The 12,853-nt window shown below is 67.9% G+C and carries 9 protein-coding genes; 4 read left to right on the top strand and 5 right to left on the bottom strand.

Annotated features, from left to right (window positions below):
* The first annotated feature begins 95 nt into the window (after positions 1-95).
* Positions 96-2,264 (top strand): fused MFS/spermidine synthase, encoded by a 2,169-nt coding sequence (locus tag ASC81_RS14230; protein WP_156392121.1) that lies wholly within the window; start codon positions 96-98, stop codon positions 2,262-2,264.
* A gap of 68 nt (positions 2,265-2,332) precedes the next feature.
* Here ASC81_RS14230 and ASC81_RS14225 read toward each other — a convergent pair whose 3' ends face one another.
* A complete protein-coding gene (locus ASC81_RS14225) occupies positions 2,333-5,254 on the bottom strand; it encodes a serine/threonine-protein kinase (protein WP_056268271.1) in 2,922 nt (973 codons plus the stop codon).
* 549 nt (positions 5,255-5,803) lie between these two features.
* On the opposite strand from ASC81_RS14225, the gene ASC81_RS14220 reads away from it, so the two are divergent.
* Positions 5,804-6,154, top strand: a complete 351-nt coding sequence (locus ASC81_RS14220; protein WP_056268268.1) for an RNA-binding protein — start codon at positions 5,804-5,806, stop codon at positions 6,152-6,154.
* 82 nt (positions 6,155-6,236) lie between these two features.
* Here ASC81_RS14220 and ASC81_RS14215 read toward each other — a convergent pair whose 3' ends face one another.
* Positions 6,237-7,112 carry a YihY/virulence factor BrkB family protein gene (locus ASC81_RS14215; protein WP_056268266.1) on the bottom strand — a complete coding sequence of 292 codons (876 nt, stop codon included), beginning with the start codon at positions 7,110-7,112 and terminating at the stop codon, positions 6,237-6,239.
* Between the two features lie 158 nt (positions 7,113-7,270).
* On the opposite strand from ASC81_RS14215, the gene ASC81_RS14210 reads away from it, so the two are divergent.
* Complete coding sequence (locus ASC81_RS14210) at positions 7,271-8,431, top strand: AI-2E family transporter (RefSeq protein ID WP_235533661.1); 1,161 nt, start codon at positions 7,271-7,273, stop codon at positions 8,429-8,431.
* 8 nt (positions 8,432-8,439) lie between these two features.
* On the opposite strand, the gene ASC81_RS14205 is transcribed toward ASC81_RS14210, so the two are convergent.
* Genes ASC81_RS14205 through ASC81_RS14195 form a run of 3 tightly spaced genes read right to left on the bottom strand, consistent with a single transcriptional unit; the run spans position 8,440 to position 11,925 of the window.
* The gene (locus ASC81_RS14205) at positions 8,440-9,207 is read right to left on the bottom strand and encodes a hypothetical protein (RefSeq protein ID WP_056268260.1); all 768 of its coding nucleotides are present in this window, start codon (positions 9,205-9,207) and stop codon (positions 8,440-8,442) included.
* A 13-nt stretch (positions 9,208-9,220) separates the two neighbouring features.
* A complete protein-coding gene (locus ASC81_RS14200) occupies positions 9,221-11,278 on the bottom strand; it encodes a hypothetical protein (RefSeq protein WP_056268257.1) in 2,058 nt (685 codons plus the stop codon).
* A gap of 11 nt (positions 11,279-11,289) precedes the next feature.
* Positions 11,290-11,925, bottom strand: a complete 636-nt coding sequence (locus ASC81_RS14195; protein WP_056268255.1) for a PEP-CTERM sorting domain-containing protein — start codon at positions 11,923-11,925, stop codon at positions 11,290-11,292.
* Between the two features lie 237 nt (positions 11,926-12,162).
* Here ASC81_RS14195 and ASC81_RS14190 point away from each other — a divergent pair, with 237 nt between their 5' ends.
* On the top strand, positions 12,163-12,675 hold the full coding sequence (locus ASC81_RS14190; protein WP_056268253.1) for a YgjV family protein: 513 nt from the start codon (positions 12,163-12,165) through the stop codon (positions 12,673-12,675).
* The last annotated feature ends 178 nt before the right edge of the window (positions 12,676-12,853 follow it).

The raw sequence follows: 12,853 nt of genomic DNA, 5'->3' as shown, positions 1-12,853 counted from the left end.
GCTCTTCATCGCGCGCCGGTCCGCCCGTGTTCTGCCGCGCGGCGTTTGCGTCGCCCTGAGCCGAGGACGCTGCCTAAGAGCAAACACTGACAGGGATGGGAATGATTTCTTCTGCGTTGGTACTGCCGCGATTCGCCTGGCTGCTGGGCGTTCCACTGGCATTGACGGTGCTGCTAAGCGCCTTCCTGCTGTTCCAGGTGCAGCCCCTGATGAGCAAGCAGATCCTGCCTTGGTTCGGCGGCAGCCCGTCGGTCTGGACGACGGCCATGCTGTTCTTCCAGTGCCTGCTGTTTGCCGGTTATGCCTATGCGCATGTGTTGGCGCGCTACCTGACTTTGCGCCGTCAGGCGGTGCTGCACGGCCTGCTGCTGGTGCTGGCGGCTGCGCTGGCCTGGTCCATCCTGCCCGGCGCCACGTTCAAGCCGCAGGGTGGGCAGGCGCCGGTGGCCAGCATCCTGGTGCTGCTGCTCGCCTGCGTGGGCCTGCCGTACTTTTGCCTGTCCACCACCGGGCCACTGATTCAGCACTGGTTCGGCAAGGCCTACCCGGGACGCTCGCCCTACCGGCTGTATGCGCTGTCCAACCTGGGCTCCTTCCTGGCGCTGCTGACCTTTCCGTACTGGTTCGAGCCGCTGCTCACGCTGCAGGCGATGGCGGCATTGTGGTCGTGGGGCTTCGGACTTTTCGCCCTACTGTGCGCGCTGGTGGCCTGGGCGATATGGCGCATGCAGGCAGCGCCGACCGCGGCGGTGGCGTCGACCGCAACCACGGGGCCTGGCTGGCTCCGCCGTTTGATGTGGGTCGGCCTGCCGGCACTGGCCTCGCTGGCCTTCGTGACCACCACTGACCGGGTCAGCCACGACATCGCGCCCGAGCCACGCCTGTGGATCACGACGCTGAGCCTTTATCTGCTGACCTTCATCATCTGCTTCGACCACGAGCGCTGGTACCGGCGCCGCCCGGTTGCGCTGGCCTGCCTGCTGGCCGTGCTGTTGCTGGCCGCCAGCCGCGACCTGCCCGGCTGGTTGGGGCTGGACTGGGACATCGGCGTGACCGAGCTGCGTTGGAGCCACTTCGCGACCATGTTCCTGGTCTGCCTGCTGTGCCACGGAGAGCTGGTGCGCGCCCGGCCCGCCGAACACCGCCACCTCACTGACTTCTACCTGTGCATGTCGCTGGGCGGCGCCTGCGGCGGCTTGTTCGTGGCGTTGGTCGCCACGCCGCTCTTCAACGAATACCACGAATGGCCACTGTGCCTGGCCGCCGCCATCGCCTTGGCGCTCTGGGTGCTGCGACCGGCCCGTGCGCCGCGCCTCGGCGATGGGCTGATGGCGGCTGTGGGCCTGGCGCTGGCCGGCGGCGTGGCGGTGCTGGTCACGCCCGAGCTGCAGGCCAGGACCGCGTCGACCGACTACCGCGACGGCTACCTCTACCGGGGGCGCAACTTCTACGGCACCGTGTCGGTGAAGGAGCGCATCGACCTGCAGGACCCGGCCATGAGCTACCGCGTCTTCTACAGCGGCCAGATCACGCATGGCGTGCAGTTCATCGCACCCGAGAAGCGGGGCCTGGCGGTGTCTTACTACGCGCCGGCCAGCGGCGTGGGGCTGGCGCTGAACTATGCCAAGAGCCGCAAGCCGAGCGTGCGTGTCGGCATCGTCGGCATGGGCATCGCAGCCTTGGCCAATTACGCACGCGATACCGACAGCTACGACTTCTACGAGATCAATCCACAGGTGATCGACGTGGCGCACACCATGTTCGACAACCTGGCCCGTTGTCGGGCGATCAGCCAGCGCGTGATCCTTGGCGACGCCCGGCTGCAGCTGGAGCAAGACACCAACAGTCAGCAATACGACGTATTGGTGCTGGACGCCTTCTCTGGCGGCTCGGTGCCCATCCACCTGCTGACGCAGGAAGCGTTTGCGACCTACCGTCGCCACCTCAGGCCCAACGGCATCATCGTGGTGAACATCACCAACGGCTACCTGAACCTGCACCCGGTCGTGAAGCGCCAGGCCGAGGCGATGGGCATGGGCTACCGCTTCCGCTTCTCGGACTCGCAGCCCGAACAGCTGATACGCAAGGCGCACTACGCGCTGATCACGCAGGACGAGACCTTCCTGCGCCTGCATGGCAACGCCTACCGCCAGTTCTTCGATGCTGACGGCCGGTTGCTGCGCACCGAGGACCCTGAGCTGCCCGACGTGCCGCTGTGGACCGACAGCTTCAGCAGCATCAATGCCATCGAGATCCGGGATTGAAGGAAGAGAATGACGACGACTGTGCGCTCTCTCGCGCACCCGGCATGGGCTAGCGATGTGACGATTCGCTACTTCGACAGCCCTGTCGGTGCACCACCCAGCGCATTCAGGTTGCCAGTAGGGCGGCCGGCCACCCGCACCACCGTCTGGCCGCGCACGCAGTCGACATGTGCCGTCCGAGCCGCAGCGACGTGGGGGCTCTGCGCGCCCAGGCTGGACTGGCGCAGCGCGACGGCGCGATCAAGTGCCGGGCAAGCCGTATCGAACCGGCCCTGCCGCTGCAAAGCCTGTCCCAGCGCGAACAGGATTTCGGCTTCAATCTGCTGATGGCGATCCGCGAGGCCGGAAGCCGCAAGAGCGCCGACTGCAGCCTGTGCCGCGGCCACGGCGTCGGCTTCACGCCCTTGCAACAGCAACGCCCTCGAACGCAGCGCCTGCGCCGTCAGACCGTCCGGATCGAAGGCGCTGCCGGCCATGGCAGCGCGGACCGGCATGCGGGCCAGCGACGCCAGCGCGACGTCAGGCTGGCCCTGCGCCAGGGCCAGCCGTGCGCTGCTCAATACCAGCCCGCTGACCGCGAGACGCTGCTGCTCCGCCGGCAGCGGCTCATAGCTGGCCCAGGCCTGGGCCAGTGATTCACGGGCCTGATCCGCGTTTCCTCGGCCGAGGTGCTGCTCGGCTTGCAGACGCAGAAACAGCGGAAGCAACCAATTGCGGCCGTTGCCAACGGTGCGGAACTCGCCAATTGCCCAGTCGATCAGCGGCAGGGCCTCATCGTGCCGGCCTTCGCTGCTCAGCCCGTAGATCAGATGCATCTTGACGGTGCGGGTGATGAAAGGCGAGAACCCGCCTTGCTCCAACGTCGAGGCAGCGGCTCGCAGAATCGACCACCCTTCATCACGCCGCGAGGTCCGGAGCAGGAACCAGCCGAACCAGGCCTGGGTATAGAGCGTGTCGATGTGCGCGGCGCCATTGCGTTGCAACGACAGCGCCAATGTGTTGCGGTAGGTGCGCTCAGCCTCGGCGATCCTGTGCTGCTTGGCCTGAGCGCCAGCGAGCATCAGACCGCCTGTGATGATCACGCTGCCCTTGGTGCCTGAGATTCGCTGCAGCAGTTGCAACGACTCGGCGAAGGCCGCTTCGGCACCGGCATGGTCTTCAAGCTGCGTCAGCGAAATGCCGAGGCGGTTGAGCGCCCCAGCCAAGCCGTCCGACTGCGGATGGGCGCGATAGATGGCAACGGCCTGGGCGGCCCATTCGACGGTTTGCCGGCCGGCAAACGGGTGGGCTTTGGACATCGCTTCGAGCAGGTGCGCGCGCGCCACGGATTGGGTGTCGCCGAGCGCATCAAGGATGCGCTTGGCTTCTGCCAAGGCCGCCTTCTGCTCGGCATCCATGCCAAGCTGATCGATCTTCTGCGCGTATTCCGACAGCGCAATGGCAACGCGTCGATCCATGGGGCCGAGAGCCTGCTTCAGCGCTTCGCCATGGCGGCGATACAGCTCGGCGGATTCAGCGTCCAGGCCCAGGTCGAAGTACATCTTGCTGAGCAGCTCCAAGATCTCGGCGCGACCTTCGTGATCGGCTTGCAAATTACTGTCGATGCGCTTTGCGCCGATGTCGAGCAACTGACGCGCGCTGGTCTCGCGGGCCTTGAGCGGGTCGTCCTGTTCGATGCGATTGGTAAGGAAGATGTCGGTCAGAAAGGCCTGCACCGCCAGCGCCCGCTCTGCTTGTTGCCGCGCGATGCGTGCCTGCCACAAGGAAAAACCGCTGGCTGCAATCAACGCCGCCAATGCGGCTGCGGCCGCCCCCACCGGCAGCCGGTTCCGCAGCACAAACTTGCGCAGCCGGTACCAGCGGCTGTCGGGCCGCGCCTGCACCGGCAGCCCGGCGAGGTACTGGCGGATGTCGTGCGCGAAGGCGTCGACGCTGCCGGTGCGCTGCGCCGGGTCCTTGCGCAGCGCCTGCTGCAGGATGGCGTCGATGTCGCCGCGCAGCTGCTTCTTCAGCTGCGGGTTGCTCGCGGCAGCACTGGCCGGCGGCGGGTCGATGGAGGCGATGGCGTCTTCCAGCAGCGCCGCACTGGCACGCTTGAGCACATAGGGCTTGCAGCCGGCCAGCAGCTCATAGGCCACCACCGACAGGCTGTAGACGTCGCTGGCAGTGCCCAGCGGCTCACCGCGGATCTGCTCGGGGCTGGCGTAGTCCAGCGTCAGCGCGTGGCCGGCCTGGCGGGTTAGCGCAGTCTCCGCGGTGGCATCACCGTCCATCAGCTTGGCGATACCAAAGTCGAGCAGCCGCACCTGGCCGTCGGGCGTGACGAGGATGTTGGCCGGCTTCAAGTCCCGGTGCACGACCAGCTTTGCGTGGGCATGCGCCACCGCCGCGGCCACCTGCAACAGCAACTGCAGTCGCTCACGCAGAGGCAGCGTGTGGCCGGTGCAGTAGGCATCGATGGGTACGCCGTCCACCAGCTCCATGGCGATGAATGGGCGACCCTGGTCGTCGACGCCTGCGTCATACAGGCGCGCGATGTTCGGGTGCGCAAGCGTGGCTAAGATGTCACGCTCGCGTGCCAGCCGCTCGGCGACCGCGCCGCCCCAGGCCAGCCGTGGCAGCTTCAGTGCCACCTCGCGGCGCAGGGGGCCATCCGCCGGTTCGGCACGCCACACCACACCCATGCCGCCGCGGCCGAGCGGCGCCAGCAGCCGGTAGTTGCCGACGAGGTCGCCGGCAGTGGGTTCGCTGCTGTCGATGCGCGTGGCTATCGGCGCGCCTGGCAGCTTCGGCAAGGTGCCCATGAAGTCACCGCTCTCGGCCCAGGCATGGCCGGCAAGCAAGGCCTGCAACGCGCTGCGCACCGCGGTCGGCGTGTCGTTCAGGCTGTCCAGCCAGGCCTGCCGCGACGCCGCCGGCAGCGTCAGCGCCTCGTCCAGCAAGGCGCTGATGGTCGGCCAGCTACTTGCCAGGTCGTGAATCGCGTTCATATTGTGATGTCCGTCGGCAGCGGCGTCATGTTTGCAAAAAAGGCGTCCGCCGCGCGAAGCGGACAAGGTGATATTCCCATGTGCCAGCTCTGCGGCCTCACGCCCCAAGCCGCTCACGCTCCAAGCCGGCGCCGAGCTACTCCGAGCGTCATCAGGTGGTCAGCGCATGCCCTGACCCGACGGGCTGCATGCAGAAGCGGGGATGGGTATGCACTCCGCGGCATGGCCGCGCTTCGGCATCCGAAGACATATGGAGTCTGTCCTATATGCTTGAAACGGTATAATGACAACGCAGGTGGCATTCTTGTCACCGCGCCCAGGGCAACGGCAGTTCCCGCCGTTTGTCCCGCTTGGAAGCAACCGTTGCTTCTGACGAAGCGCCCGGTTGTTCGCCGTCACTCAGGGCTGGTCGCGAGTGCATGTCGCATCCCCGCGTGCAGACGATCTGGTCCGCCAGATCAGTTCAAGCGCCCTACTCGTTGCGGACTCCCCAGTCGCAGATTCGAAATTCGCATCCTGACGGTGCGGCAAACACAGAAAGGCTCATCAATGAGCAGCAAGATTTATGTGGGCAACCTGCCCTATTCCGTGACCGATGCCAGCCTGAAAAGCAACTTTGCTGAGTTCGGTACCGTTACTTCTGCCAGGGTCATGATGGACCGTGAGACCGGTAGCTCCAAGGGTTTCGGATTCGTGGAAATGGCGTCTGCCGAGCTTGCCCAGGCCGCCATCTCGGCACTGAACGGCATGTCCGTGGACGGCCGCGCCATCGTCGTGAGCCTGGCCCGTCCTCGCGAAGCCAGCGGAGCGTCGACTGGCTATAGTGCCGGCGGGTTCACCGCGACCAAGCGTACGGATATCGGCTACGGCACGGGCGGCTTCGGCGGCGGTCGCTACTGAACCCGTGGCACCGTGCATGACCGGCTCTCCTGAGCCGGTTTTTTTTCGCCTTGGCCGCGGTGCTTCAGCGTCAAAACGCGCTTCACGCGTCGCCCAACCGCTCGAACTCCGCAATCACCTGCGCCCCGAACAGCAGCAGCGCGGCCGCCACCTCCAGGCTCAGCAGCACGGCGATGGCGGTGGTCAGCGAGCCGTAGACGGTGCCGATGGCCGACAGGGTGCCGAAGTACCAGACCAGCACGTGGCGTGACAGCTCCCACAGCAGCGCCGCCGCCAGCGCGCCGATCAGGGCCAGCGGCAGCGAAGGCCGGCCGACCGGCATGACCATGTAGACCGAGGCGAGTACGAAGACCTCGCCGGCGAAGCCGAGCAGGTAGAGCATGACGCCCGACAGGCCGTCCAGCGACCAGCTGTAGCCCAGGAACTCCACTTCCCGTTGCCCCAGCGCCTGGAAGCTGCCCGCCACCAGCGTGACCAGCAGGAGGCCGACGCTGAGGCACAGGATGTACAGGTAGGGGATCAGTACCGAGACCATGAAGTGCCGGCTGTGCGATTTGCGGCGGTGGTGGAAGATGGCCAGCATCGCGCTCTCCAGCACCGAAAAGGCCAGTGAGCTGAAGAACAGCATACTGATCAACAGCACCCAGCCCATCACCTCGCGGTGGGCCAGGAAGCGCGCCAGCTCGGCCACCACCGCCGCGGACTGCCCCGGCACCAGCCAGGCCAAGTAGCGGCCGACAGTCTGCAGCAGCTGATCCTGCGGCACCCAGTGCGACAGCGCGATGACGCTGAGGATGAGCAGCGGCACGATGGACAGCAGCGCGTAATAGGCCACTGCACCGGCCAGCAGCAGGCCCTGGTTGGCACGGAAGGCCTTGAGGGTGTGCCAGAAGAAGCCCCAGGGGTCCTGCAGGAGCCGGGCGGTCTGGTGCGCGAACTGGCGGGCGAGGAAACGCATGGTTGGGAGCCTACCGCGGGGCCGGCGCGCAATCACCGCGTGGCCGGCGTACTTCCGGCGTGCGGCCGATGCGCTGACAGCCGCGCAGAATCTCCGCCGACAGACGAAGCCGCGCGCTACAGCGACCCTCCAGCATGGACCACCCGCCTCTCCAGACCTTGACGCCCGATCTCCCGGCCACCCTCGCGCCCGAGGCGGTGCCGTCCGCGGCGGCTACGGCGGCGGTGCCGATGTCGGTGCGCATCCGCAGCTTTTCGCTGGCGGTGATCGCCTTCCTTGCCGTTGTCTACATGATGCGCTGGGCCAGCACGATCATCGTGCCGGTGCTGCTCGGCTGGATGCTCAGCCATGCTTTGAAGCCCGTGGTCGACCGCCTGGAGCGGCTGCGGCTGCCCCGGGCGCTGGCAGCCGGCGTGCTGCTGCTGAGCCTGGTGGGCGGCTTCGGGGCGACCGGCTACTCGCTTGCCGACGACGCCAGCGCGCTGCTGCAGACGCTGCCCGTGGCGGCGCAAAAGGTCAGGAAGGCCGTCGCCGCGCATCGCGCTCAAAGCGGCGGCGCTCTCGAACACGTTCAGAAGGCGGCGTTGCAGTTGGAGCAGGCGGCAGCGGCCGGCGGGCCGGCAGCCTCGCCGCCGCGGGGTGCCACGCGGGTCGTCATCGAGCGGTCTCATTTCAACCTGCAGGACTACCTCTGGACAGGCACGGTCGGCGCCCTCACATTGATCGGGCAGGTCGTGGTGGTGCTGTTCATCACCTTTTTCCTGCTCGCCTCGGGTTCGCACTTCCGCCGCAAGCTTGCGCACCTGGCCGGGCCGACGTTCGCGAAGCGGCGGCTCACCGTGCAGACCATGGACGAGATCGGGCTGCAGATCCAGCGACACCTGATGGTGCAGGTGATGGTGAGCGCCACGGTCGGCCTGACGGTGTGGCTCGCCTTCACGCTCATCGGCCTTGAACACGCGGCCGTCTGGGGCGCAGCCGCCTTTGTGCTGGACTTCATTCCCTACGTGGGCGCCAGCATCCTGGCCGTCGGCTCGGGGCTGATGAGCTTCGTGCAGTTCGGCAACGTCGACATGGTGATGCTCGTGTCCGGCACGGTACTGGTCGTGCACACCATCTCGGGCAACCTGTTGATGCCCTGGCTCAGCAGCCGCAACACGCGCATGAACGCCGTGACCGTGTTCATCGGCGTGCTCGCCTTCGGCTGGCTGTGGGGCCTGCTGGGGCTGCTGCTCGCCGTGCCCATCCTGGCCAGCGTCAAGGCGGTGTGCGACCGCGTCGATGAACTCAAGCCCGTCGGGGAGTTGATGGGCGCCTGAGACCCGCCTCAACCGCCCCGCCGCTGCAGCTCGTAATCGCGCAGCGAACGCAGCAGCGCCTGTTGGCGCACGCCGGGCTGAAGCTGGCGCGCCACCTGTTCAAAGCGGCCCACATTGCCGGCGTTGAGGAAGGGTCCGATGTTCTCGGCCACCGATTGCGCGGCCTGCCAGCCGCCGGTGTGAACCAGCCCGATAAACATGTCGTCATAGCCGCTGGTCAGGCCCAGCTGCTGCCATTGCTGCAGCACCGGATAGGCCTTGGCGAGCAGCACGGCGTCATAGGTCCTGGCCAGGGCCGCCACGGCCGCGCCTGTGGTTTCGGCCGACGGCGGCAGCCGGGCGGCCAAGGCGAGCGCCGCGGCCTGCACATGGCCGTCCGGGAAGGCCAGCAGCTCGCGCGCCCAGGCGGCCTGCTCGGCCTGCGTGCCCTGCGCAGCGAGGCGGTCCAGCTGGCCGAGCAGCAGGCGCACCACCTCGAAATGCTCGTCCATGCCTTCGCCGCGCGTCAGGCGGCAGCTGTTGGCGGCGTAGCACTTTGTCAGCGTGCGCAGCGCCTGCGCGGGCGCGACGGTGGTCAGTGATGCCACGGCGGCCGGCTCGACCGCAGCAGAAGCCACCTCCGACGCCCTTGGCTGGCTCCAGCCCAGCGGCGAGTCGCTGGCGGGCAGGACTGGTGGGCGCGCGGCCGCAACGGCATCGGCCGGGCCCTCGCGTTGGGCCCACCAGAGCCCGGCCGTCAGCGCAGCGGCCGCGGCCAGTGCCAGCGCAAGCTTCATCGCCTGAATCCGGTCAGGGCTGCAAGGCCAGGAAGGTGGCCGCGGGCCAGCGGTTGGTGCGGCAATGGGCCGCATTGCCGGTGCGCGCCAGACAGGCGTTCACCAGCGCCGTGCCGAAGGGGCCGTAGACATCGGTCTCGGCCGCGCCGTTGCGCGTGACGGTCTCCGTGCAATGGAAGCGGTGCGCCGCGGAGCGCGCCGCGCCGCGCGGGCAATCGCCGTTGCCGTTCGCAGCAGCGGCGAGGGCCTTGCTCCAGATCGGCATCGCGACCGCCACACCATCGACGACTGTGGCGCGGTTGGCCGTGCAAACCGCACCGCCGCCGGCGTCCACGCAGGCCTGCATGGCGGCCAGCGTGAACGGACCATAGGCCTGGCTGCCACTCAGGCACTGGCGCGCGTGGTGGTCGTAACGGGTGGCGTTGGGGCAGTGGGCATGCTTGTGTGTCGATGGCGCGGAGGTGGGCACGGCCCAGTTCGCCAGCGTGGACGCCGGATAGAGGTTGCCGGCAAAGATCCAGCCCTCGCGCAGCACGCCGTCGTTGTGCAGGTATTCGACGCGGTAGTAGAGGTTGTTGGCCGAGGCTGTGCCGTACACCTCCTTGACCTGCACCGGCGTGCCGGCCGGGATGGCGATGAGCAGCGCACCGCCGGGCGTGGCGCGCATGTTGAGGTTGGGCACGACCTTGACCCAGTCGCCCGCGTAGGCAATGGCGCCAGCACCGGCCGATGCGGCACCGGCAGCCAGCGCGGCATGCGTGGCCGCGGTGCCGGCGTCGATCCAGCCGTCGGTCAGCACGCCGTTAACGAGCGCGCGGATGCGATACAGGCGCCTTTGCGTCTGCGCACCGCTGACCATGAAGTCCAGCACCTGGTAGGTGCCTGCCGCGGCCTGGCCCAGCACCATGCCGTCGGGTGCGGAGCGCAGCTCCAGCGGCTTCAGCGTCGCGATCGCGCTGGCCAGCGACTGGAGGCCCGGCACCTGGGCGCGACAGAGCTGGTGGCGGTTGTGGTCGATGCGGGCATAGCTAGCCGTCTGCGCCACATAGACCTGCGTGACGGTGCTGTCGTCAAAACTCGCACGGCCGGCCAGGCAGGCGGCGTCGCGCATGTCGTCGACGCACTCCAGCGTGCTGCCGTTGAGCACGCAGGCGGCCGCACCCACCTGCAGCAGCTTGCCGGCCTCGACGTTGCCGCCCGTTGGGACGGGGCATTGCGGGCCGTTGTCCATCAGGCAGTTGACGTCGATGCCGGCGGGCTTGCCGAGGTCGGCGATGTCCACCAGCCACAGGCGGGCGTCGTAGTTGTCGCGATAGCCGTTGTCCTTGGCCACGTTGACGTCCGCGGCGTTCTGCCAGCGGCACACCTTGGTCGGGCCGCCGTTGTAGGCGCTCCAGGCCGAGCGCGCGCGGCTGCGCCAGTAGGCGTCGACCTCGGCCGTGGTGCCGGTCGGCGTCGTCACCCCGCCGAGGCAGGCGTTGGGTGCAGCTTCCCACGCGTCGTAGTAGATGTCGATGGCGTAGGTGAAGTTCTGCATCATGTTCCAGCCCTTGCCTTCCTGGAGCTGGACGAAGTGATAACGGTCGTCGACCTGCATCATTCCGTGGCCATGGCCGCTGTCACCGCGCATCATCTTCAGCGTGTAGGGCTGGCCGGCGCCGAGCTGCGCGTCGCGGTAGTGCGACCAGAAGGTCTCCTGGCGCAGCGTGGCGTAGGTGCCGCGCTGGAAGGCCTCCAACTCGCGCGCCGACACGGCCGGCTTGCGTGAGCGCAGGTAGCGTTCGCTGGCGTCGCGGATGACCGGGTACATGGCCTGCATGTAGCGCTTGCGTTCGTCGACGAGGCTGGTGGACGCATCGCTGAAGATGACGCCCGTGTAGTTGCCGCGCACGAAGCTGTCGGGGCCGAAGGCGTTGGCGTCGCAGCCCGAGGGCGCGCGGCCATGCGTCCAGGTGCCGCCGACCTTGTTGGTGCAGGCCCAGTCGGCGGGGGTGGGCGTGTAGGCCGCCTGAGCCAATCCCGTGAAGGACGCAGCCAGGCTCAGGGACAGGGCGATCAGCAGTTGTTTCATGACGGCCTCCTTCAGCGTGAACGGCGACGGGCGGCGATGGCGAGCAGGCCGGCCAGCATCAGCACGACGCTGCCGGGCTCGGGCACGGCGGCCACGTCGCCAACGCGCACGGCCCAGGCCTGGCCCAGCGTGTCGGTGGCGAGCGCCTCCTGCGCGCCCATGCCCATGAAGAAGCTCAAGGCCCAGCCCGGCTCGGTGGCGGTGCCGGTCCAGAACACCGGGCCGACGGGGTTGCCCGGGTCGACGAGGCCGCTGAAGGAGCCGGTCTGCGTGAGCCCCGCCGCCGTGTTGCCCAGGCTGGCGTAGTACAGGTGGCCCAGCTCGGTGTTGGCACCGGCGTTGTTGATGCCGATGTCGGTGGAGCCATCCTCGGAATAGTCGAGCTGCAGCGCCAGGCCGTTGACCGGCGCCACCGTGGGCAGCCGCCAGTCGCTGACGCCGCCGAAGCTCAAGCCCTCGGCCCACTGAGCCGCATCCGCCTGCGTGCGCAGGCCGCCCAGGCCGGCGTCGGCCAGCCAGGTCAGGTTGGTGGCGGTGTCATAGACCATGCTGCCGTTGGCGCGCAGCTGAAGCTCGGCTCGGGCCGGCATGCCGCTCAACAGTCCCGTCAGGGCCAGGGCGGTGAACAGCGTCTTGTTGAGGGTCATGGCGGGAGCGAGCGCGTCGCGAAGCTGAGGCGGGTCGGATGGTCTGCAAAACCGCTATGCACCGAACAGCGGGTTAGTCCGCGGCGGCCTTGCCAATTCGATCGGGCCGCATAACCGACGGGAATGCGGCGCGGCGGCGCGCGAAGGCCGGTTTCTCCAGCGTCGGCGGGGACAATCGCCAGCCCGCTCCAGCGCCCCCCTAGTTTTTGGGCCACCCACGTTCCGCGCACTCTCCGCATGCTCGCCACCGACTGGTTCTCGCCCGCCCAGCTCTTCGGTTATGCCGCCTTCGTGCTCGGGGTTGGCTGCTTCCTGCAGACCGACGACAGGCGCTTCAAATGGTTCATGACGGGCGAGTGCATCGCCTACATCGCCCACTTCGCGCTGCTGGGCAACCCGACGGCGGTGGCGAGTTCGTCGCTGTCCATGCTGCGCTCGCTGCTATCCCTCTGCACGCGCTCGGCCTGGGTGGCCGTGCTCATCGTCGCCGCCAACATCGGCTTCGGCCTGGCCATCGCGGACAAGCCCAGCGACTGGCTGCCATTGGCGGCGTCCTGCCTGGGCACCATCGCGCTGTTCACGCTGCACGGCATCCCGATGCGCCTGCTGATGCTGTGTGGCACGGGCCTTTGGATCGCCAACAACCTGATCGTCGGCTCCATCGGCGGCACGGCGCTGGAGATCGTCATCGCGGCCATCAACCTGACCACCATCCTGCGGATGACCCGCGCCGGGCGAGCCGCGCGCTAAGGGAACAGACGCGCGCACCTGCCGCTGCGCGGGACGCCGTGAAGGCGCCCCTAGCTTGTCAGGCACTGTGGCGGACCCGTCCTACACCGGCTCGCTCGGCCGCGCCCTAACGTCGACTCCGCCGGGCATGGTCAAGTCCGGCGCGTTGTTGCGGTGGGCTCGGTGCAGGACGCACCGA

It is taken from the genome of Pelomonas sp. Root405, from assembly GCF_001425165.1.
In the GTDB taxonomy this organism is placed as follows: Bacteria; Pseudomonadota; Gammaproteobacteria; order Burkholderiales; family Burkholderiaceae_C; genus Pelomonas.
This window is presented reverse-complemented; position numbering and strand designations above follow the sequence as displayed.

What these genes read in the sequence shown, in the direction of transcription:
- ASC81_RS14215 (WP_056268266.1), bottom strand. Translation starts at nt 7,112, where the DNA reads ATGCGTTTCCTCGCCCGCCAGTTCGCGCACCAGACCGCCCGGCTCCTG.
- ASC81_RS14230 (WP_156392121.1), top strand. Translation starts at nt 96, where the DNA reads ATGGGAATGATTTCTTCTGCGTTGGTACTGCCGCGATTCGCCTGGCTG.
- ASC81_RS14190 (WP_056268253.1), top strand. Translation starts at nt 12,163, where the DNA reads ATGCTCGCCACCGACTGGTTCTCGCCCGCCCAGCTCTTCGGTTATGCC.
- ASC81_RS14205 (WP_056268260.1), bottom strand. Translation starts at nt 9,207, where the DNA reads ATGAAGCTTGCGCTGGCACTGGCCGCGGCCGCTGCGCTGACGGCCGGG.
- ASC81_RS14225 (WP_056268271.1), bottom strand. Translation starts at nt 5,254, where the DNA reads ATGAACGCGATTCACGACCTGGCAAGTAGCTGGCCGACCATCAGCGCC.
- ASC81_RS14220 (WP_056268268.1), top strand. Translation starts at nt 5,804, where the DNA reads ATGAGCAGCAAGATTTATGTGGGCAACCTGCCCTATTCCGTGACCGAT.
- ASC81_RS14195 (WP_056268255.1), bottom strand. Translation starts at nt 11,925, where the DNA reads ATGACCCTCAACAAGACGCTGTTCACCGCCCTGGCCCTGACGGGACTG.
- ASC81_RS14200 (WP_056268257.1), bottom strand. Translation starts at nt 11,278, where the DNA reads ATGAAACAACTGCTGATCGCCCTGTCCCTGAGCCTGGCTGCGTCCTTC.